18 protein-coding genes are annotated in these 21,817 nt (G+C 40.4%); 12 read left to right on the forward strand and 6 right to left on the reverse strand.

Features of this window, described 5'->3' with window-relative positions; translation table 11 throughout:
• Positions 1-32: 32 nt before the first annotated feature.
• The 4 genes from WOA13_RS00725 (at position 33) to WOA13_RS00740 (ending at position 5,151) form a co-directional block, all read left to right on the forward strand.
• Positions 33-899, forward strand: coding sequence for an EamA family transporter (locus tag WOA13_RS00725; protein WP_342126091.1), 867 nt, complete (start codon positions 33-35; stop codon positions 897-899).
• A 393-nt stretch (positions 900-1,292) separates the two neighbouring features.
• Entirely contained in the window at positions 1,293-3,095 is a 1,803-nt protein-coding gene (locus tag WOA13_RS00730) for a sensor histidine kinase (RefSeq protein ID WP_342126092.1), read from the forward strand.
• Positions 3,096-3,316: 221 nt separating this feature from the next.
• Positions 3,317-4,579, forward strand: coding sequence for a diaminopimelate decarboxylase (locus tag WOA13_RS00735; protein ID WP_342126093.1), 1,263 nt, complete (start codon positions 3,317-3,319; stop codon positions 4,577-4,579).
• A 170-nt stretch (positions 4,580-4,749) separates the two neighbouring features.
• Complete coding sequence (locus tag WOA13_RS00740; RefSeq protein ID WP_342126094.1) at positions 4,750-5,151, forward strand: DNA polymerase ligase N-terminal domain-containing protein; 402 nt, start codon at positions 4,750-4,752, stop codon at positions 5,149-5,151.
• Positions 5,152-5,165: 14 nt separating this feature from the next.
• On the opposite strand, the gene WOA13_RS00745 is transcribed toward WOA13_RS00740, so the two are convergent.
• The 5 genes from WOA13_RS00745 to WOA13_RS00765 form a co-directional block, all read right to left on the reverse strand.
• Positions 5,166-8,309 (reverse strand): tetratricopeptide repeat protein, encoded by a 3,144-nt coding sequence (locus WOA13_RS00745; RefSeq protein ID WP_342126095.1) that lies wholly within the window; start codon positions 8,307-8,309, stop codon positions 5,166-5,168.
• A 286-nt stretch (positions 8,310-8,595) separates the two neighbouring features.
• On the reverse strand, positions 8,596-8,892 hold the full coding sequence (locus WOA13_RS00750; RefSeq protein WP_342126096.1) for a carboxymuconolactone decarboxylase family protein: 297 nt from the start codon (positions 8,890-8,892) through the stop codon (positions 8,596-8,598).
• Between the two features lie 41 nt (positions 8,893-8,933).
• Positions 8,934-9,611, reverse strand: coding sequence for a RibD family protein (locus tag WOA13_RS00755; RefSeq protein ID WP_342126097.1), 678 nt, complete (start codon positions 9,609-9,611; stop codon positions 8,934-8,936).
• 73 nt (positions 9,612-9,684) lie between these two features.
• Positions 9,685-9,987, reverse strand: coding sequence for an Sso10a family chromatin protein (locus WOA13_RS00760; protein ID WP_342126098.1), 303 nt, complete (start codon positions 9,985-9,987; stop codon positions 9,685-9,687).
• Entirely contained in the window at positions 9,963-10,739 is a 777-nt protein-coding gene (locus tag WOA13_RS00765; RefSeq protein WP_342126099.1) for a hypothetical protein, read from the reverse strand. The genes WOA13_RS00760 and WOA13_RS00765 overlap by 25 nt, the downstream gene beginning before the upstream one ends.
• Before the next feature lie 113 nt (positions 10,740-10,852).
• Between WOA13_RS00765 and WOA13_RS00770 the strand changes: the two genes are divergently transcribed.
• The 4 genes from WOA13_RS00770 (at position 10,853) to WOA13_RS00785 (ending at position 14,927) form a co-directional block, all read left to right on the forward strand.
• Entirely contained in the window at positions 10,853-11,593 is a 741-nt protein-coding gene (locus WOA13_RS00770) for an ABC transporter ATP-binding protein (RefSeq protein WP_342126100.1), read from the forward strand.
• 65 nt (positions 11,594-11,658) lie between these two features.
• Positions 11,659-12,858, forward strand: a complete 1,200-nt coding sequence (locus WOA13_RS00775; protein ID WP_342126101.1) for a COG1361 S-layer family protein — start codon at positions 11,659-11,661, stop codon at positions 12,856-12,858.
• Between the two features lie 27 nt (positions 12,859-12,885).
• Positions 12,886-14,193, forward strand: coding sequence for an ABC transporter permease (locus WOA13_RS00780; protein ID WP_342126102.1), 1,308 nt, complete (start codon positions 12,886-12,888; stop codon positions 14,191-14,193).
• 599 nt (positions 14,194-14,792) lie between these two features.
• On the forward strand, positions 14,793-14,927 hold the full coding sequence (locus WOA13_RS00785) for a hypothetical protein (RefSeq protein ID WP_269078502.1): 135 nt from the start codon (positions 14,793-14,795) through the stop codon (positions 14,925-14,927).
• Positions 14,928-14,976: 49 nt separating this feature from the next.
• Here the strand turns inward: WOA13_RS00785 and WOA13_RS00790 are convergent, their stop codons facing one another.
• Positions 14,977-15,846 (reverse strand): DMT family transporter, encoded by an 870-nt coding sequence (locus WOA13_RS00790; protein WP_342126103.1) that lies wholly within the window; start codon positions 15,844-15,846, stop codon positions 14,977-14,979.
• A gap of 130 nt (positions 15,847-15,976) precedes the next feature.
• On the opposite strand from WOA13_RS00790, the gene pncB reads away from it, so the two are divergent.
• From pncB to WOA13_RS00810, 4 genes are all read left to right on the forward strand, one after another.
• A complete protein-coding gene (pncB, locus tag WOA13_RS00795) occupies positions 15,977-17,188 on the forward strand; it encodes a nicotinate phosphoribosyltransferase (protein WP_342126104.1) in 1,212 nt (403 codons plus the stop codon).
• A 294-nt stretch (positions 17,189-17,482) separates the two neighbouring features.
• Positions 17,483-18,760, forward strand: coding sequence for a metallophosphoesterase family protein (locus WOA13_RS00800; RefSeq protein ID WP_342126105.1), 1,278 nt, complete (start codon positions 17,483-17,485; stop codon positions 18,758-18,760).
• Positions 18,733-20,796: an ORC-CDC6 family AAA ATPase gene (locus tag WOA13_RS00805; RefSeq protein ID WP_342126106.1), complete on the forward strand. Its 2,064-nt coding sequence runs from the start codon at positions 18,733-18,735 to the stop codon at positions 20,794-20,796. Before WOA13_RS00800 ends, WOA13_RS00805 begins: the two co-directional genes overlap by 28 nt.
• A complete protein-coding gene (locus WOA13_RS00810; protein WP_342126107.1) occupies positions 20,786-21,796 on the forward strand; it encodes a hypothetical protein in 1,011 nt (336 codons plus the stop codon). Before WOA13_RS00805 ends, WOA13_RS00810 begins: the two co-directional genes overlap by 11 nt.
• Positions 21,797-21,817: the final 21 nt, after the last annotated feature.

Raw genomic sequence — 21,817 nt, forward strand, 5'->3', positions numbered from 1 at the left:
CCTGATAAACTATCACCAATCAATATTTTCATATGATCTGGTTCCTTTTTGCCTTCCTGGGTGCTTTCTTTGATGCCACTTATTTTATGCTGGTTAAGAAACTGCTCAAAGAGGTTGACCAGTATGTTCTTGCTACCGGAATTTTCTTTTTTGCTTTTGCCATCCTCTTCACAATTTCCTGGTTAAGGGGATTCCCTGCCCTTGGAGATGCTTTTCTTTATTCTGTGATTTCGACCACGCTACTCAATATCTTGGCCATTATTCTATCGTACAGGGCATTGAAGATCTCAGACCTGTCCCTCACTATCCCGATGATCTCCTTTACACCCGCTTTCCTGATATTGACATCATTCATCATGCTTGCTGAGTTTCCCTCCCAAGAGGGTATTTTCGGTATAATGCTGATCGTTGTGGGCTCCTATGTATTGAATTCAACTGCCGACCAGCAAAACATGTTAGAGCCTCTAAGTTCGATCTTCAGGAACCGGGGTCCTCTTTACATGCTGGTCGTTGCGTTCCTGTACAGTATCTCATCGAACTACGACAAAATGGTTGTTCTAAACTCAGACATCTTCTTTGGCACATCGATCGTATGTTTGCTGATTAGTGTAACGTTCCTTGTGATTTCCCTATTCAAGAGGACCAGCAACATAATAACGGCATGTGTCAATAATTTGTCCGGTTTCCTTCTGATCGGTATCGTGATAACCCTGATCGCTGTATCAGTAAATATTGCATTGACCATGCAGATAGTCCCATACGTCATTTCCGTGAAACGATTTAATGCACTGTTCAGTGTAGCATTCGGGATACTGATATTCAAAGAGACAAATGTTCGGAGAAAAGGTTTTGGAGCCGTTATCATGGCACTTGGTGCAATTATTATTTTTTTATTTTGAGATTGAAGAGTTTCCATATTTCAGGATCAAGGATTTGTTTACAGCTTGACCAACATAAGTGAGTTATTCAGGAAGATTGGCTACGATCTCTGTTTTAAAGGGCAGATACAAAATGTAACGATTAATAAGCTATTTTCTAAATTTATCACAAAAAGGAAAATCATGGCCAATCGGACTTGGCTACCAGCAACAAATATAAGTATGCTAAGATTATTTATGCAACCCTCCAAGCGAACACCCAAAAACGATACAATCCGATGAGCTTTTGAAATGGAATCGAACAACATCTCTCTGAAAAACAAGATCCTTGTTTATGTCATCTTAGGTGCTTTCCTAATTCTATCTGTATCTGCAATAGTTAGTATTTCTACTGTAACTGGTCAACAGGAGGAAATGGCATATCAGCAGTCCATAGAAATAACCAAGAATTATGCAAATTATTTCGATGGAAATGCAAGAAAAAATCAGGCGATCACTACCACGATCTCGACAGCAATGAGCAATTACGATTCAGCTGATAGGGGTGAGGTGAATGATATGCTAAAGGGCATACTTTTGGAGAACCCACAACTGATCGGAGTTTATGTTGCCTATGAGCCCAATGCTTTTGATGGCAGGGATGCTGATTTCATAGGAACTGAAGGACATGACGGGACCGGAAGGTTTCTACCATTCTGGAACACGATAAATGGTCCGATAAGTGTTGAGCCTCTTGAAGATTATGAGACATCAGAATATTACCAGCTTCCAAAGGAACTTCAACAAACTGTGGTCATAGAGCCTTACTTTTACCGCGGGATACTGATGGTGAGCTATGTCTCTCCTATTATGAGAAATGGTGAGTTCGTTGGAATTGGCGGGGTTGATGTATCGCTCGAATATTTTGATGACATCATGTCTAATGTTACTGCTTTTGAGAGCGGTTATACTTTTGTTACAAGTAACAGCGGTATACTGTTGTCCCATCCGGAGCATAAGGAATGGATCGGGACAAAGAAGCTAGATGACTTTGGAGTTGCCGAGATCTCTGAGATGGCAACTGACATCAGAGGTGGAAAAAGAGGATACATTGAAACAACAGACCCTGACACCGGCAGGGAAGTTGTGATGTTCTATGAGCCAATTAATGGAGGTACCTATAGTTTTGTCCTCTGTGCACCCAAAGATGAGATGCTTGCAGGGGTAACGGTCCTGAGGAACAGGCTAATATTCATGTCCCTGTTCTCAATTGTTCTCGTGGGTGGAGTTGCTTATATGGTTGGTCGCTCAACAGACCAGACCATCAAAAAGATGCTGAATGATTTTAGATTGATATCCGATAATGCACTAACCGGAAATTTTGATACAAGGGCCGATACCAACGTACAGGTCGATTTTAAGAAGATCCCTGTAGGTCTCAATCAGATCCTGGATAACATGGGCAAGCTTACAAAGGAAAATGAAAAAGCAATGGATGCCCTGTTGCATGCAAAGATCGAAGCTGAAAATGCAGATCGCACCAAGGCTGATTTCATCTCAAATATGAGCCATGAGTTAAGAACCCCTCTTACTTTGATCATCGGTTTTTCAGATATACTTGACAGTGAACATTACGGCGCTTTGAATGAAGATCAGAAAAAGTATACGTCCAGTGTGCTTAAAAACGCAAATCACCTTTTGGAGCTGATCACTGACCTTCTTGATTTCTCAAACGTTGAGGTCGGGACGATGGAACTTCACATTAAAGATTTCTCTGCAGCCGATACTATCGATGAAATAGAAGCATTGATAATGCCGATTGCATCAGAGAAGGACATCGACATTTCATTTGATATCGATATGGAAGTGCCTGACATGAAAGCTGACGTAATAAAATTCAAGCAGATCCTTTACCACCTCGTAAACAATGCTATTAAGTTCACAGATAACGGAGGATCAGTTATCATTGGCGGTAAAATATCTGATGATTCTGTACATATATCCATTAAGGATACAGGGATTGGCATTTCACCAGAGGATCAGGATAAACTGTTCAAACCTTTCTATCAGGTAGATGCTTCAAGTACCAGAGAGTACGGAGGCACCGGACTTGGCCTTGCACTTGTCAGAAAATTTGTTGAAATGCACGGTGGTGAGGTCTGGGTGGAGAGTGAATTAGGCGAAGGTAGTACGTTCACATTTACAGTTCCAACGGGCCAAATGGCTGATGAGCAGTGAGGAACATATAATCATCACTTCTCCATTTTTCACTTAACATCATTAATCCCACATTTTCCAATTTTATCAATATATGGGTCACACCTTTTATTGTATCAGATTTTACAAAATAGATACAAAAACGGTGTATGTATTAACCAAATCATTTGATCACCCAAAATAGTATTAAACTTAAAGTAAGTAGAATACACCAAACCCCCATTTAAGGAGAATATCAAAAAATGGTCTCAAAGACACTTCCGTTCACAAAGGAACAGATACTGGAGATAAAAGAACAGTACCCAACCCCTTTCCACGTCTATGATGAGAAGGCAATAAGGGAGAACGCAAGGAAGCTCAAGGATGCTTTCAGCATTCTCGAGGGATTCCAGGAATTCTTTGCTGTCAAGGCATTGCCAAACCCTTATATCCTTAAGGTATTGAAGAGTGAAGGCTTCGGTGCAGACTGCAGCTCACTGCCAGAACTGATCCTTTCCGAGAAATCCGGTATCGTTGGTGAGAACATCATGTTCAGTTCCAATGACACCCCTGCAGAGGAGTTCGTAAAGGCAAAAGAGCTCGGTGCCATCATCAACCTTGATGACATCAGTCACATCGAGTTCCTTGAAGAGACCGCAGGACTTCCTGAACTCGTCTGTTTCAGGTTCAACCCTGGTCCATTGAAAGGAGGAAACGTTTTCATCGGAAATCCGGAAGATGCAAAGTATGGATTCACAAAGGAACAGCTCTTTGAAGGATACAGGATGCTCAAAGAGAAAGGTGTCAAGCGCTTCGGACTGCACACAATGGTGGCATCCAACGAACTTGATCCGGAATACTTCGTCGAGACCGCAAAGTTGCTTTTCGAGACAATTGTCGAGATCTCAAAGGAGCTTGATATCCGCTTCGACTTCGTGAACCTCGGTGGCGGTATTGGTATCCCTTACAAACCTGAGGACGAACCGGTCCCATACGATGTTATCGCAAAGGGTGTCAAAGAGCAGTATGATGCAATGATCAAAGCGAACGGTCTTGACCCGCTGAAGATCTACCTCGAGTGTGGCCGAACCATCACAGGTCCTTACGGATACCTTGTGACAGAAGTAAGACACCTCAAGCACATCTACAAGGATTACGTCGGAACCGATGCATGTATGGCAAACCTCATGAGACCAGGCCTCTATGGTGCATACCACCACATAACCGTCCTTGGCAAAGAGGATCAGCCTGCAACAACCAAGTATGATGTCACAGGTTCCCTTTGTGAGAACAACGACAAGTTCGCCATCGACAGGATGCTTCCTGAGGTCGAACGTGGTGACATTCTTGCAATTCACGACACCGGTGCCCATGGTCATGCAATGGGATTCAACTACAACGGAAAGCTTCGCTCTGCTGAACTTCTGTTGAGGGAGGACGGTAGTTTTGTCCGGATAAGAAGGGCGGAGACCATTGAAGATCACTTTGTGACACTCGACCTTGAAGGGCTCGGGGATTTCAGTTAATCAACAGAACTCAGGTTCTGGTAATTACTGGCATATTTGAACGGAAGTATTTGTTCAAAATATGCTCTTCTTTTCTCTTCTTTTCTCTTCTTTTTTCTTTCAAAATACCCTGTAAACAAAACGTTCTGAAGTGAAACTTTTATTAAGTTCAAGCTCTCTCTTTATTATTGATGACTGATAAAGACGAAGAAAAGGATACCTTAATATTCGTGATACAGAAACATCATGCAAAGAACCTTCACTATGACCTGCGCCTGGAAATGGATGGCGTTCTCAAAAGCTGGGCAATACCAAAGGAGCCTCCCACAGTGGAAGGTATCAAGCGTCTTGCAATCCAGGTCAATGACCATGACATCGATTACGCTGATTTCGAAGGTACGATACCTGAAGGCAGCTATGGTGCCGGCAAGGTGGAGATATGGGATCGGGGTACATTTGAGCCCGAGAGTGTCAAAGAAAAGAAGATCGTATTCAGTCTGTCAGGTGAAAAAATGAAAGGTGAGTTCGTCCTTGTAAAGACGAACTTTGGTAAGTACGGGAATGACTGGCTCTTCTTTAAGAAAAAGGAATGAGCTTTTATTTTCCGTCATTCTGAATTTGTGCTTATCGTGTTGGTCTCAGTGTCATCGTACCATCTGTCAGGCAATTTGTAGTTAATAATGGGATCATACTCCTGAGGCAGGTAGAAATTTGTTCCTCTGCCGTCCAATGCTTCTTCAAATGCCGGGTCGATAGCATCCAGCTTGTTCTTCTCAGTTTCTGCAGACACTGATTCACCTACCCTGTAGTGTGCAAATCTCTTGTTGTAGAGCACAGATTTTGATGCAGGGTTGATCTGCAACGCTTTTTCATAGTATCCAATTGCTCCTTCCACATCTCCAAGGACGTTGGCAATGAATCCCATGTTGTACCATGCTGTTATACTGAGAGGCTGTGCCTCGAGTGCTTTTGCATAGTAATCCATTGATGCGACATGACTACTTTTCAGGTATGCAGCAGTTCCTTTGTTGTACCATGCAGCGGCATTGTTCGGCTCGATCTCAAGGACTTTGTCATACTGGGCCATTGCACCGTTGTAATCTCCGTTCATATAGAGTGCAAATCCCTTCATGTTAAGGGCTTTTGTATCTGCAGGATTACTTGTAAGTATGCTGTCATAACATTTGATAGCATTTCCATAAAGACCATTGTTTTCATATGCTTCCGCTAGTTTGTATAAAGCAGCAGAATCATTGATATTTATGGAAAGTATCAGATCATAGGATCTGATGGCATCCTCAGCCTTTCCAGCTTTTTCGAATGCTATTGCTTGTGCAAATATTATTTCTACGTTCTGGGGGTCGGTGTCCAGCACTTTTTGATAGGATACTATTGCATCCTCGTAGTTCCCAAATTTGTAGGATGTTTCACCCTGATAGTACCAGCCTTCAAGGTTTTCGGGTTCCAATTTCAGAAGTTCATCATAATATGCCAATGAATCTTCATAAAGCTCAAGGTTTTCGTATGAACGTGCTATCATGAACAATACAGTTGTATCCTGTGGTTCGATCCTCAGAACATTTTCATAGCACTCAATTGCATGATAATAGTCTCTTATGTTGTCATAATCCTGTCCGAGATAGAACCATGCATCGCGGTTGTCAGCATCCAGTTCTGTTGCTATCCTGTAATTATCAATGGCTTCGATATGTCTTTTCAGCATATCGAATGCTCTTCCTCTCATAAGCCAGATGTTGCTGGTATTTGGATCTATCAGGACCGCTTTATTGTATGAGCTTAAGGCGGCCGAATATTCTCCTGTATTCAATAGTGCATTTCCCTGTGCGAACCATGCATCTTCGGCATGAGGTTCAACACCTATCAGATCGATCTCAGATGTGGTAATATCATTAGATGCAATATCATGGTAGTAACCATTTTCCAGATCAACGACCTGGAACATTTCAAACAGGTCCGGTCCGACAAAAGAGCCACTGACTGTAGGAATACTTGACGAACGGTTTATCCTTTCCATTTTGCTGAGAGTTACCTGCATCTGGGTGTTTACAGCTTTGTTTGCCGGTTCAAATGTCAGAGCGGTCTGATAGCAGTCAACAGCTTCATGATATCGGCCAAGTTTGTTCAGTATCCTTCCTTTCCTGTAATATGCATCGACAAAATCAGGTTTATGTTCGATGACCGCATCATAAGCGTTGATGGCTTCATCATATTTCCCAAGATGATCAAGGTCAAGCGCAAGTGAATACCATGCCAGGGTGAACTCAGGTTCGCGGTCAACAGCTTTCCTGTAACAGGTTACAGCTTCGTTATACCTGCTGAGTTTGTCAAGGTCAAAACCCTTCCGATACCAGGCATCTGAGCATGAAGAATCTTCTTTCAGGGCTGCTGTATAGCATTCTACAGCCTCGGTGTGCCTGTCCATCTCATCAAGGGCCAGAGCTTTGTTGTACCAGACAGTAGGGTGGTTCGTTTCAAGTTCAAGTGCTTTGTCAAGGCTTGCTACAGCATTACCATATTGTCCCTGTTTCAGGTAGATCGTACCCTTATCGAACCATATTTTTGTGGATTCAATGCTGAAATCAGGGGACTGGTCGTAGCAGTTCTCCTCGCTGCTAACATTCAATCGTTTAATTGCAGGATCCTGCAGGTATATCTTTGCAATGGTATCGGGATTGACACCTAAAGCCTTATCATAGCTAATTAGTGCTTCATCATACCTTCCAAGAAGATCAAGTACGATTCCTTTTCTTTGCCATGCATTTGTATTGTCAGGGTCTAAACTGATGACCTGTCCATAACTTGTCAGTGCTTCCTGATATTTTTCGGTTGATTCGAATGCTTCACCAAGTTTGAGCCATGCATCGATATTGTAAGGGTCAAGTTCAGTGACTTTTTGATAGGCTACTGTTGCTGATCCAGTATCACCAAGTTTCTCATAGGCCTGTGCTTTGCTCCACCATACATCGATGTTCTGGGAATCGAACTCAATCACCACATCATATGCTTCGATCGCTTTTTCGTATTCTTCAAGGCTATTATATGCATGACCTTTGTGATACCATATGGTAATGTTGTCCGGATCGATCTTCAAGGCTTCGTCATAGAGTTCAATAGCTCCTGCAGTCTTGCCTTCTTCTACGGATTTTGTAGCTTCTTTATAGATGTAGGATGATCGTTCCAGTTGCAGTTCAAGGAAGCTTTCGTAGATTTTCATTGCTTCATCATGTCTGCCAGTATTGTCCAATGCCTGTGCTTTGTGGTAAAGTACGATAGCTTCTTCTGAGCTTATATCTTCTATCTCAGATTCTGGCATCTCAGGATCGATGCTACTGGAATTGTTCGGACCTCCAGCTCCACTCAGGTATTTTTCAATGGAAACAAGTGCCTGGTCGTACATTAAAATGGCAGATTCGTAGTCACCTTTTTTCGAGAATGCCATCCCCTTTTTAGTAAGTGTCATTACATCATCAGGCTGGATCCCAAGTAACAGGTCATACTGTTCTATTGCTTTATCGTACTCACCAAGCAGGTAATATACTGATGCTTTATTGTCAAGAGTTTCAATATACTCAGGATCCAGATCAAGGACCATGTCGTATTTTGCCAATGCCTCTTCATAGCTGCCGTTTAATGCAAATACGGTTCCTTCTTCATTAAGTTTCATAGCCTCAAAGTTCAGACCCTGGGCTGAAAAGCCAAATCCTGAGATCAGTAGGATAATAAGTAACAAGCTTAAAATGGATTTTTTTACCACCATATTTTAACCCATCGAATGAATTTTTTCTAGAAATAAGTTGAATTTCCGTGTACAGAAATTTTAGTAGCGTATTTTATAGCGTCATTGCTGTCATTATCTGTAAGTAATATCCCTCTGTTTTTTTCATCTTGTTATTATACTTCTAAAGTATTACTTATATCAGAGCTATTTATTGCCTTTAATAGTAACAAAAGAATAGCCCCAATACAAATAAAGTTTTCCATCAATCAGATTTCCTTTACTTGATTTATATATTCACTTATTCATCCGTTCCTTCAAAGATCTCTTCATACGCATCTGTCCAGTGCAACTGTGAACCAGCTGCAATGAACATGGCTACTGATATTGCTTCTGCGATCTCTTCCTCTGTTGCACCATTCTCTTTTGCCCTTTCAGAGTGGATCTTTACACATTTTTCACATCTCATCAGGACAGCTGATGAGACTGCAATAAGCTCTTTCACTTTAACATCAAGTGAGTTTGTCCTGAATATTGCTGAACGCATGTCCCCAAATGCTTTAGCTGCTTCCGGTAAATTTTCATCTAAAAATGTCATTCTTTATCTCCATCATTATTTTGTTTAATTCAATTGCATTATCATTTATTAGAAGAACGCTTAATTCCATAGACAAGCCACACATATCCCTTTTGCAGTTTCTCACATTTGAGCAGTTCCAGTTCGATATGCTTCATCTTCCCGATATTCGCGAACAGGCTTTCAGTCTCTCCTCCTGTTAAAAAGGGCAGTACTATCAGGCTTATCTCATCCACAAGTCCCTGTTCGAGCAAGGCTCCGTTAAGGCTGCTTCCACTATCGACCATAACTGTTCCGGCCTCATATCTGTCAGCCAGCAGTCTAAGCGCTTCTTTAAGGTCAGCGTGTTTTTCACCTGTTACGATGAAGTCGTAATCCCTATCTTTAAGGTATTGCAGATAATCCTCTGGCGTTGATGCTGATACAAGCACCACAACATCACGACACATCTCGAATCTCCGGAACACATGCAATGACCCTTTAAGGATACCTTTCGAGTCAACGATTGCCCATATAGGGATCGTTTCATCTCTTTCCTGCTTTCTAAGGTCATCTTCCTCTTCCGGTGGAAGACCGCCGAACATTTCGATCCCGATCTTTGCAGTGTTCGCTCCGACCAGGTGAATGTCTTCTCCAAAGTTTGAAGCTGTTCCATAATGGAGTTCCATATCGACCTCGATGTCCCTGAATGAACCATCAAGTGTAATGGAATTATGCATTATTACCTTTGGCTTTCTCATGTAACCCCCAGACTTATATTGTTATCTTCAATAAAAAGAGTTGCCGTTGTTCAGGGAAAAACACCTATGTTCTTCACAGTCCAAAATCCGCAAGAAATGCTACGAAATCCTCATACTTGTCCAGGAAGTTCCTTCCCTTATCGGTAAGTGAATATATCTTACGCTTCTCCTTGTATGGGATAGCTACGATGAGACCTTTTGCTTCAAGGTCTCCCACATATTCATCGAACATCTGGAAGGAAAGGTTCGACAACCTCTGGAGTTTTGTAGGACTGATGGTATTATTGGACTCGCGGATAACCTTGAGTATATCCCTTATGATCTCCAGACGGCTTCTTTTCTGGAAAGGTTTCATATTGTTAGAATGCGAGTCCATTTTCGAATTCCCTTAAGGATAATAAAATAGGCTATGATCGTAAGTCCGTTTATGATAATTCCTGCGGTTGTGTCTTCCGATACAAGATCACTGAACGTTCCCAGGAAGTTAAGTGTAAATAAAATTATGAGACCCAGATAGTAAGGATGTTTTATTGAACCTATCCTTCCGGAAGATCTTATATTAGTTCTTATTAACAGGAGTATCAGTATAAATATTATTCCTTTGTACATAATTGTACTGGCGATTCCGTAAGACTCAGAGATCACTCCGTATGCTATGGCATCAATCAGTACGAAGGTCATCAAAAAGACGAAAAATAGCATCTTATACTTTCTTTTCGAAGAGATGTTGTCAAAAAGCCTCCATGTTATGGTGTAAAGCAGTTCACCCTTTGCCACCCAGAAAGAGATACCTGCCAGAAACAATGCAGGGATCCCGATCACAATGAAGAACAGTATTCCTGCTTCAAGTGACAGTTTTGCAATTGCCATTGATAGTATTACCATCAGGATCGCAAGATTTCCTACCCCGAACAAGAAGAAAGCGTTCTTGAAATGCTTCAGTCCCTCATACTGGCTGATCGAATAAAGTCTGGCAATGTCGAGGTAGATCATCAATGCAAGAATTGCCATGACTGGATATGCAATAAGGTCTGGTATTACATCCGATAGTGTATACATGGATGTCATTTCTGTTGACATCTCCAGTATCTTCGGTGTTAGTATTGCATCAATAGCATCAATTGCCATGGCCGGTCCTATGTGGGAAATGGTATATAAAAAAAATGTAGTTGAACTATATTTTTCAACTATATTTCTTAACTACTTCTCGTTTTTATAGATGTCAGTATTTACAACGATCTATGTCAGAACCACTGATCGCTTTCAGGGACGTCTGGAAGACCTACCAGATGGGTGAGGTGCAGGTAAATGCCCTCCGGAACGTGAACGTATCCATAGACCAGGGGGAATTTGCAGCCATCATTGGTCCCTCAGGTAGTGGAAAATCCACAATGATGAACCTTGTGGGGTGTCTTGATGTCCCATCCGATGGTGAGATCTTCCTCAGGTCAAAGAATATATCCGAAATGACCGAATCGGACCTTTCCACACTCAGGGGAAAGACCATCGGATTCGTATTTCAGCAGTATAACCTGATCCCCGGAATGACAGCTCTTGAGAACGTTCTCCTTCCCCTTGAGATCCAGGAAGTTGAAGACGGTATTGCCATGGAAAGGGCAAAGGAAGCCCTTGAGATGGTCGGCCTGTCAGACAAGCTGAACAACAGGCCCAACCAGCTTTCGGGTGGGCAGCAGCAACGTGTCTCCATAGCCAGATCGCTGGCATGTGACCCTGAGCTTATTCTTGCAGATGAACCAACCGGTGCACTGGACAGTAAGACAGGGCGTGAGGTGATGAACATTCTTCAAAGGCTCTGGAAAGAGAAGGGAAAGACCGTGGTTATGGTAACCCACGATATGAACCTCGCACAGTATGCTGAAAGACACATCGTCCTGAAGGACGGTCAGATAGTTCGCGATGAACCCAATGATAATTTTTCCGCGGATGGTTCACAGACAATTTTTGATTATCACAATATCTAAACAAAGTGATCGATATGAATTTTAAAAAGCTTTCAAGTATTTTAGTATTATTTCTCTTCATTTCAATGGCATTCGGACAAACTGCAATGGCCCTGACCAATTCAGACAGGGGCTTGATCGTCGATCTCCTGAACCAGAACCCTGATCCGGTAAAACCCGGTGATATCCTCGAGATCAGGTTTTCCGTCCAGAACACCAGATCAAGTACAACCGATAACGTTGTTGTTGAGCTTGTACCCAAATATCCTTTCAGCAAAGTTTCCGGACAGCCGATCATCGAGAACATCGGTAAGCTTGGAAAACGTTATGAGGATGAGAACAGCAAGGTCGTAAAGTTCGAACTTCTTGTTGATAACAATGTGAATGCAGGTCAATATCCTCTGGAGGTACTGGTCTATGAGCAGGGTAACAGGGATCATGCTTCCCTGAAACAGGAGGTCATGATCGATGTAGACAGTGAATCAAATGCCGAGATCGAATCCATCAGCCTTGAAAAACTTGTTCCGGGGAAGAAGACCAATCTCTCCTTTGTGATAAAGAACGTCGGTAACTCTCCTTTGAAGAACGCAATGTTTTCCTGGGAAAGCACAAGTGACCTTATTCTTCCTGTCGGTTCAAGCAATGTGAAGTACATTAATTTCATCGATATTGGTGAGAATGCCACAGTGGAGTATCAGGTATTGACGAACGTCAACACAAAACCCGGATTATACAAGCTGGATATGACACTTGTTTACGATGATGTGGAGGAACTGCAGACCATCACACAGGCCGGAACGCTGGAGAACCAGAAACGCAAGACAATTGAGAGCAAAGCAGGTATCTACATCGGAGGCACAACTGATTTCGATATCGTTTTCGTTGAGCAGACCATGAGAGGGGATTACTCGTTCTCCGTATCCAACATCGGTAACAACAAGGCAAGTTCGGTGACCATATCCATTCCTGATCAGGAAGGCTGGAGTGTGAACGGTGGGTCGAATTCTGTTGTTCTTGGCAGTCTCCAGAAGGGTGACTACACAATAGCAGATTTTGGCATCACTCCTGATACTTACGGTGAATTCCTTCCACTGAAATTCCAGATCGCATATACCTCAAGTGATGGTGAAAGGGAAGTCCAGGACAAGGAATTGTCAGTTCTTGCATCAAAACCGGTGATAATACAGGAATCCGCTAAAAACAGCGGCTCAAAGAGCTGGATGGTCCTTGCCTTTGCAGTAGCCTGTGTTGCAGGTTTTGTGTTCTATAAGAAGAAAAAGCTCTGATGCTTCTTCTTTTGCAGGGTGTTCATAATGAAACCGGCGAAGATATTAAAGATATCATTGAACATGGTCAAGGGCAACAAGCTGAGAAGCTGGCTTACCATAATTGGAGTTATCATAGGCATAGCCTCTGTTATGACAGTGGTGACCACTGGTGAGTTCTTCCAGGACCAGGTTACAAAGACACTGGAAGGGTTTGGAGGTGATACAATCACCATAGTCGCTTCCACTCCTTTCCAGGTCATCGATGAAGAAGAAGTAGGTGCTGATCCGGCTGAGGGGCAGGAGTACAATGAGTACCTTGAAGACCCTGACATGGATTCACAGGCGAAGCTGACAAGGAAAGATGTACTGACCCTTGAGAGGATCCCTGAGGTCGAGTACATCAATGTCAAAGTGGAAAGCAGTGCATTACTGGAAATGGGCACCGAAGAGACCTCCGTATGGATAAGCGGTGTGGACCCGAAGGTCTGGGAAAAGATGGCCACGGAGAAGATCGCTGAAGGCAGGATGTTAAAACCAGGTGACAGGAATGTTGTTGTGATCTCTGATTCACTTGCTAACGAGGCTTTCAAGGATAAGAAGATAAGGCTTAACCAGATGATCGTCCTGAATGAAAGGTCATACAGGGTTGTCGGTATCCTGGCAAAGGGCGATGGCCTGCTCGGAGGTATTAGCAGTATGTTCGGAAGCAGTGTATACATGTCATGCGACGATGTATATGATCTTCAGGCCGAGGATGATGCTTTTGCAAAAGAGGAAGGGGTCTACGATTCCATTGAAGTGATGCTTTACGAGGGTTCCGATGTGAACTCTGTTCTTGATGAAATGGACGAAAAGCTGAAGTTATCAAGACGTGTCGATGAGGATACAAAGGACTTCTACATCTCCTCACAGAAAGAAATAATGGAAGGTACCAACAAGCTGATCACCGCTCTGACAGCGTTCCTTGCTTTCATTGCAGGCATCTCCCTGCTGGTAGGCTCAGTTGGCATTGCCAACACCATGTTCACTTCAGTGCTTGAGAAGACAAAGGAGATCGGTATAATGAAAGCGATAGGTGCCAGAAATGAGGACATCCTCATGATATTCCTGTGCAATGCTGCCTTAATAGGTCTTGTAGGCGGTCTGCTTGGTATCCTTCTGGGAACGGCCATCGTTCAGGTCATCGTGTTCCTGATCTCCATGCAGCTGAAGATACCATTTGCATTCACACTGAGTCTGAAGGCAACAGCGGTGGCAACCATCGTTTCGATCGGAGTTGGCCTGGTGGCTGGCCTGATGCCTGCAAAGAATGCATCGAAGCTGAATCCGGTGGATGCTTTGAGGTATGAGTAAGTCGAGAAGGACCGATCACTAAATACTGAGGAACATTGGTTTGTTTCTCAGGTCTTCTCTATTTGTGCAAGTCCGTATTATTATCAAGATCTAATTAACGAATAGATCAGCATTTTTTCAGACTGAAAAGATGAAAGCCAGGTCCAACTTCTTTACAAATGCAATTTTGGCAACCTTCCTTTAATGATAAATCCGGGTTTCTTTCACAAAAACAATTTCCACAATTAAGACATGTGCAGATTCTTTTATCGACCATTTTGATCAACTGTTTCCCATTTCTTTTCCAACATATATGTGTCAAAACTTACAAAATATATAACTTTGTAATTGTAATTCTATGTTATGCGTAAAGATAAGATTAGAAAAGCAGTTGTTTATGAGGGAAAGCTTTTCTTCATAAAGAAACTCTGGAATAAGGAATAATTCAGTGTTTATGAGATCCTGTTTTCTTTTGGCACGATCTGGACAATATATATATCTGTTCTTAATATCCCATATTATGGGGTGATACAATAGAACGTAAAAACAAATTCCCGGTTCTTGAAGGATGGATCGAGAACTGTCCCTAGCTTAACAGGGATATCGAGCTGCTGGAATGCATGAAGTGTGAACATTTCACAAAGATCGACTGCATCTTCATTGTCTGTGGATACAAGGAGAGATATTCCAAGCGGCGGAAAACATATCGCGATGCTGAGACCGGGGAAGAGGCTATCAGGTGTGACCTGTCCTGAAGTAAAGCACTAATTACTGCTTATTTTCGATATTTTCCTTAAAATAGTTTCAGCTACGTTCGGAGAGGTAAACTCCTGCAAGTACAAGCACTGCACCGATCATAACATAGATATTCGGAACATTGCCGATTATTATGCTGTCCCCAATTATCGTCACAAGCGGGAGTAGGTAGATCCCATTGGTGGTCGTGCTTGATCCTGCAAGGTGTATTGCTTTGTTCCAAAAAAGGAAGCCAAGTGCTGAGCAGAAAACTCCCAGGTAGAGGATGGCAGCTATGACCACCAGCAGATCGTTTTGTGAGAATATATCTACCCGCAGGTCCTGTGCCTCATAAAGTGCGAAGGGGAGGAGGAAGGCAGTACCTGACAATGTGAGGTCCCGTGAAACAATGAGAATGTTCCTTGAACCCATGCGATCGATGATCATTGTGTAGAAGACCCAGGAGAAGACCGATCCGAACATCAGGAAGTCTCCCAATGGGTTCAAATTGAGGTTGAACTTTCCGTTCAGTATAAGCAAAGCAACTCCGACAAAAGCAACAAAGGCGCCAATATACTTTATTGGTATTGAGAACTTCTTCCTTAGAACATCTAAGGTCAACAGGAAGAAGACCGGTACTGTGGCACTTATCAGGGATGAGTTGGTGGCTGTTGTGAATGTCAGTGCCACGTTCTCGAACATGTAATAACAGGTGATGCCCAGGAATCCGGCGATAGCAACATATATTTTCTCATCCGGGCTGTAGGTCTCCCTTTTTCTGCAGATCGCGAACAACAGGACGGTGGCAATAAAAAAGCGGGTGAAGGCAATGATCGCAGGATCAAGATAATTAAGCAAAATCTTTGTGGCAACGAATGAGAATCCCCAGATGGCAACGACCATCAGCATGTAAAGAATTCCTTTTGTACGATCTTCCATTTTACCACTTTTAATAATCTGTTAGTACCCTGGTTGCATTTGACAGCCTGTATTTTTATATATTGGTTTCGATATGTACATTCATAATAAGGCAATGCTATAAGTCAGCGCCTAAAAAGGAAGACCTCATGTGATCCGATCGATACTGGACAATGACCTTTACAAGTTCACAATGCAGATGGCTGTGCTGGAACTTTTCCCTGATGCCCGTGCAGGGTATCATTTCATAAACCGGGGAGACCAGCGGTTCACTGCTGAGTTCGTGGCTGAAATGCGCCGGACCATCGATGAGGACATTGTCGGACTGGCATTGACCGATGAGGAATACCTCTGGCTTAAGGAAAGTTGCCCTTTTTTCAAACCATCCTATCTTGAATACCTTAAGAACTTCCGTTTCGATCCTTCAGAAGTGAGCCTGTCCCTCACCGACGATGGCGACCTTGACCTCTGGGTAGAAGGTCCCTGGCACAGTTCCATCCTCTGGGAGATCGTCCTTATGGCTACCATTTCGGAACTCTATTTCACTGTCGTTGAAAAGGACTGGCTGAACAGGTTTGCATCTAATGGCGATGACCCTGAGACAACCTTAATGAACGAGTATGGAAACCTCATGAGCGAGATGGGTGAAGAGCTCGACTCCAATGGATGCATCTTCTCTGAATTTGGAACCCGTCGCCGCAGGGGATTCAAGCTCCACGACAAGGTTGTTGACGTATTGCACAGGTTGGATTCATTTGCAGGCACAAGCAATGTCTATCTTGCCAAAAAATATGGTGTCAGGCCAATAGGAACTATCGGCCATGAATGGATCATGGGCAATTCCGCTCTGGTGGGACTCCGGAATGCAAACCTGTTCGCCTTCGAGAACTGGGTGAAGGTCTACAAAGGTGACCTTGGAATTGCACTGAGCGATACATTCGGGTCAAAACCCTTCTTCAGGAACTTCGGTCTTGAGCTTGCCAAACTCTATGATGGTGTCCGCCATGACAGCGGAGATCCCTTTAAGTTTGCAGATGAGGTCATTGAGCATTACAAAAAGCTGGGAATCGATCCCATGAAGAAGTCACTTGTATTCAGTGATTCCCTTCACGTGAAGGATGCTGTCAGGCTGAAAAAGTATTGTGAAGGCAGGATCAACTGCAGTTTTGGTATAGGTACAAGCCTGACGAACAATTCGGATTTCTTCAGTTACAGCCCACCGCTTAACATGGTGATCAAGCTCCATAAGATAGACGGCATACCTGTGGTGAAACTGAGCGATTCTGTGGATAAGGCCACCGGGGATCGTGATGCTTTGCGGGTTGCCAACTATGTTTTCGGCAGGAAAGGGCTGGACGATTGAATTTTTCCGGAGTTATTTTCCTTAGTATTTCAGGTCAGCTAATAGTCTGTGAGAAAATTACGGATTATATTATGTCTAATTTAAAATAAAAACATTGAGGGAGAGAGGAAGACTACTGTAGGTAAATACTATTATTTACTTCTTCACATATTTTAGTTAAGCTTTGCCACTGTTTTATTTCTGGTTAAATCCATTTATACATGGTGACTAGTAATATAAATAAAAAATTCAATGATAAACATTTAAATAATTTGTACTCTTGTATAAATCAAAATTTAGTTTGGGGATTACGATTTGAAAGATATTATTCTAATGCATATTGGGGATATTCATTTTAAAAATATTATCAAAATGGATATGCCCATTAATATAGTTGATACTCAAGAATCTCTGAATGTGATTGATCGAAATATTCATGTTAGCAGAAATAAATATGAAATAATTTCTGAATCATTACTTGCTGAGATTCAAAACTCAACGGTAGCAATTTTGATATCTGGTGATTTAACTACAAATGGGGAAGTTGAATCATATAATGATTGTTTAGATTTCTTGAAAAGTCGAATAGATTCTGAATTTTTGGATAGTGAATGTTTTCAAAAGCTTTTTTTAGTACCTGGAAATCATGATATTGACAGAAAGAAAATAGACGATAATGATTATATTCCAAAATTTGAGCCAATGATAGATGCCTTGCAGACTAAAAATTTCCCTGATGTACCTTGTGATGACATCATGGTAGAAAAAATATGTGAAGAAGACTCATTTTCAAAATTGCTTGTTATCTCAGTAAACTCTTGCATTGGTTGTGGTGAAAATAAATATTTCCCACCAGAAATCAGAGACCACTTAACTCCATTATTGACAGATTATGAAGTAATGGATACTCCATTAATAGCAAATGATCACATCGATAAAATGATTGAAGCTATCATGGAAAATAATGATTTTTTACCATTAATTTTAACTCATCACAACTTACTACCTTTGAAACGAACAAATTATGTTACGATACATGCAGACCTCATAAATAGTGGAATTCTACGTGAGAAATTATTGATGTTAAACAAACCAATATTGTATCTTCATGGACATATTCATGACGATCCTATTGAAATAATTCAGTCGCCTAATTATGAGAAATCTAAAATAATATGTATTTCTGCACCTTTATTGTTTCCCATTGAAAAAATAAGAGGGAGTCCCAAATTCGGCTTTAATAAAATCAGAATTATTTCTGGAAATAGTAGCCCAATTGGGTGTGAAATTATAAGTTACAGACTGATTAACAATAAAGTAGAAAAGATAAGTAAACGTATTCCATTTTTTTGTCCTCCAAAAAGCATGGCTTTAATAACAGATGATGATGAATTTGTTTTAGGTATGCTTGAAGATAACACAAATCTTTATTTTAACAAGGTTGCAAGCAAAATCAGAAAGTCTGGTCAAAATATTGAAGATGAAGAACTTATAGATATTTTAGAGAGACTAAGTTGGTTAGGATTAATCGAATATGGCGATGATGACGATGACATTAAAATGAGATGCATGAAAAGGTTGGTCCCAAAATGAATAAACATCAATCACCTTTCCAGTACAATCGATGGGAATCTGATACTGAACATTTGATTTGGATTCCAGAACGACTTTCTGAATGGGAAAAAAAGAGATCAATCTATATTAGTGGTTCCAGGGGAACTGGTAAAACTACGCTATTACGTGCTTTTGAGTGGAAACAACGATTACACAATGAATCACTTAAATCACAATTAGATAAACATCCCTTTTCAAACCGTTATATTGGTGTTTACTTAAGTATGCCAGATTTTATTACAAACCACTTCAGAAATTGGCCTCCTAAAGAGAATCATATGGATGATGAGACATGGGAAGAAGAAAAAGCTCGAGTTTATTCACTGTACATAGAGTACCAAATACTACAGTTGTTTGTTGCTGCTATTAAAGATTTGAGAGGTAATCAAATTCTCAATTTTACTCCTAATGAAGAAGAGGATTGTGTTCAAAAAATACTAGAGGAAAGGCCTGAAATAAAACATTTTTTAGTTAGTGACAAAGATGTAATTAGGTTAAATGATTTAAAAATATGTTTTAAGCTAATGCATGAAAAAATTAGACTTTATGCTATAAAAAATGTTCAACTTCCTTATGAAGAAATGTATCCTGTATTACAAATGGGAAAAATGTTAGATGAAATTGCAGATATTCTACTGAATCTTTGTTCCCAAAGTGATGACTATAATGATGGCGATGATACTAAGCTTAATTCTTGGACATTAAAAGTATGTCTAGATCAAGTTGAAAGCCCTGAAAATTATCAACTGAGGGCAATTAACACAATGGTTGCAAGATTGAGTGGTTCTAACGTTTCTTTTGCCATAGCAACGGTAAAGAAAAACATGGACATAATTTCTACGTACATTCCAAATCATCCGCTTACAGATGCGGATAGAATGCATTATGACTTGGATGAAATTTATAGAAAAGAACCTGGTAAGTTCAAAGAATTTATTTCGAATGTATCTGAATTGAGATTTAGAAAATATACTGGCAAAGATGATATTTCTGTAGACCTCCCTTATATATTGGGAGAGTGGGATATTAATACTTTGTTGTATCCACTTATTAACAAATCAGAAAATAAAAATGCAAAAGAACTTTTGAAAAGAGCTAAGCTAAATATGGGTAATAAGTTCTTTGAGTTTGATCGAAAAGATTTGCCATTAGATCAATTAATTGATGATGGCTTATGTGAAAAAACTGAAATATCTGAAGCTCAAGAAATCTTAATACCCCCAATCTTCCAAACATATTTGGTTGAGAAATTAAATTTAAATATTGACGACTCAAAAGCCACAAATTACGAAATAAGAGCCTTTAAAAGTTCTACAGTAAGAAAAGAAATGGTAGTAGCAATGCTATGTTTGTGCAAAGAGTATGGTCTTCCGGTACCTTATGCTGGATATAATATGGTTGTTGATATGAGTGACCAATGCATTCGTGATTTTTTATTACAAATGCATCATATATATGTCGTGCAAGCTAAATCTCCAGAAGAGTTTGTTCAAAAACCGGTAAACATAAGAAAACAGTTTAAAGCCCTAAAAAATGCAAGTAATGCTAGATATGATGGGATAAAAAATGATGTTTCATACGAAATTGGACAACTTATATATTCTATTGGCAAAATTACTGCAGAAGTCCAATCTGCTTACAATGACTCTTCTTCATTTAAAAGAGATGAAAAAGGTCGGTTTTACATCAATTATGCTTTAATAAAATCTAACAAGGATAAAGAAAGGTTGAAAAGAATATTAAAACTTGCAAGAGATAGTTTTTGCATAAAGGTTTTAGAAGAATCTCAAGAGTCAATTGTTTTCCGTTTACATAATTTATTTGCTCCGAAATTTTCTTTTTCATATAGGGGTTCATATTCTAATGTCAAAATCTCAGGTGAAGATTTGTTGTATCTTTGTATAACCGATAATGAAAAAGATGTTAATTCAAAAATTGACAAAGTTACTTCCAAATTAATAAAAACAGGTCAAAATATGACGCTTGAGATGTGGGGTCTTGACAATGCCAACTGAATTTATGGAAAAACATCTACACGGCAGTTCAAAACTTATCAATAAATCAGAAGGAATTGATGGTAATTTTGATTTGTTCTTTTTCTCAGTAGGATGGGAATCTAGATGCACTAAAATTGCCGAATACGATCAAGGTCGTTTCAATTTTAAATCTGCTATTATATTGTCATTTAATTTGAATGATGAAAAAGGTTATTTAGATTCATACATGGATAAAATTACATCTTTTGCTGAAAAAAAATCTGTTTTTGTTAATGTTGGAGAAGCAGTAGATAATTATGATAATTTGGATTTTATTGGAAGAAAACTTGAAAAGATTATAATAAATCATTTCAACACATTAAATAGACCTTTAAAGATAGGTTTCGATATTTCAAGTTGTCCACGATACTTTTATTTGCGTATCTTAGGATTTTGCTTAAAATACAATATAACACAAAAAATATCCTTTTTTTATTCGGAAGGCGTCTATAAAAGTAGTGGTAAAAATTTTGTTCATTCTGAAGGTGACTGGAAGATTGTAGAAATGACTGATTTTTCCAGCTCCTTTGACCCAGAATATCAAAATTTCTATGTTGTAGCAGCAGGCTTCGAAGGATCTAAGTATAGAAATCTGATATATCAGTATGAACCAGATGAAATAGGTATTCTTGTACCCAAGCCAGGTTTTAAACCTGAATATGTAAAAAAATCTATAATTGAATATGAAATTCTAAGGGACAAGTACTATATACCAGATGAGAATATTGTGGAAGCACCTGCTGGAGATGCGGTAGCGGCATGGAAAGCACTTACAAATTCACATCTGAATAAAGATAATTACAATATCACATATCTGACTGTGGGACCTAAACCCCATGTTCTTGCGATGGGTGTTCATGGATTCCTATCTAAAAATATAATCATAACATATCGTGTTCCTGATGGATATACTCGAATGGAAGTAGAAGCATCTAAAAATTTTTGGCAATATGATATTGAAAATATGATTTTTATTTAAATATTTCTTAAATATGGAAAA

The organism is Methanococcoides sp. LMO-2, assembly GCF_038432375.1.
GTDB lineage: Archaea > Halobacteriota > Methanosarcinia > Methanosarcinales > Methanosarcinaceae > Methanococcoides > Methanococcoides cohabitans.

Bases quoted from the DNA above. Each gene is read 5' to 3' on its own strand.
- WOA13_RS00760 (WP_342126098.1), bottom strand. From the start codon at position 9,987: ATGGACTCGCATTCTAACAATATGAAACCTTTCCAGAAAAGAAGCCGT.
- WOA13_RS00730 (WP_342126092.1), top strand. From the start codon at position 1,293: ATGGCATATCAGCAGTCCATAGAAATAACCAAGAATTATGCAAATTAT.
- WOA13_RS00785 (WP_269078502.1), top strand. From the start codon at position 14,793: ATGAAGTGTGAACATTTCACAAAGATCGACTGCATCTTCATTGTCTGT.
- WOA13_RS00725 (WP_342126091.1), top strand. From the start codon at position 33: ATGATCTGGTTCCTTTTTGCCTTCCTGGGTGCTTTCTTTGATGCCACT.
- WOA13_RS00780 (WP_342126102.1), top strand. From the start codon at position 12,886: ATGAAACCGGCGAAGATATTAAAGATATCATTGAACATGGTCAAGGGC.
- WOA13_RS00755 (WP_342126097.1), bottom strand. From the start codon at position 9,611: ATGAGAAAGCCAAAGGTAATAATGCATAATTCCATTACACTTGATGGT.
- WOA13_RS00810 (WP_342126107.1), top strand. From the start codon at position 20,786: ATGCCAACTGAATTTATGGAAAAACATCTACACGGCAGTTCAAAACTT.
- WOA13_RS00770 (WP_342126100.1), top strand. From the start codon at position 10,853: ATGTCAGAACCACTGATCGCTTTCAGGGACGTCTGGAAGACCTACCAG.
- WOA13_RS00765 (WP_342126099.1), bottom strand. From the start codon at position 10,739: ATGGCAATTGATGCTATTGATGCAATACTAACACCGAAGATACTGGAG.
- WOA13_RS00775 (WP_342126101.1), top strand. From the start codon at position 11,659: ATGGCATTCGGACAAACTGCAATGGCCCTGACCAATTCAGACAGGGGC.
- WOA13_RS00735 (WP_342126093.1), top strand. From the start codon at position 3,317: ATGGTCTCAAAGACACTTCCGTTCACAAAGGAACAGATACTGGAGATA.
- WOA13_RS00805 (WP_342126106.1), top strand. From the start codon at position 18,733: ATGCATGAAAAGGTTGGTCCCAAAATGAATAAACATCAATCACCTTTC.
- WOA13_RS00750 (WP_342126096.1), bottom strand. From the start codon at position 8,892: ATGACATTTTTAGATGAAAATTTACCGGAAGCAGCTAAAGCATTTGGG.
- WOA13_RS00790 (WP_342126103.1), bottom strand. From the start codon at position 15,846: ATGGAAGATCGTACAAAAGGAATTCTTTACATGCTGATGGTCGTTGCC.
- WOA13_RS00740 (WP_342126094.1), top strand. From the start codon at position 4,750: ATGACTGATAAAGACGAAGAAAAGGATACCTTAATATTCGTGATACAG.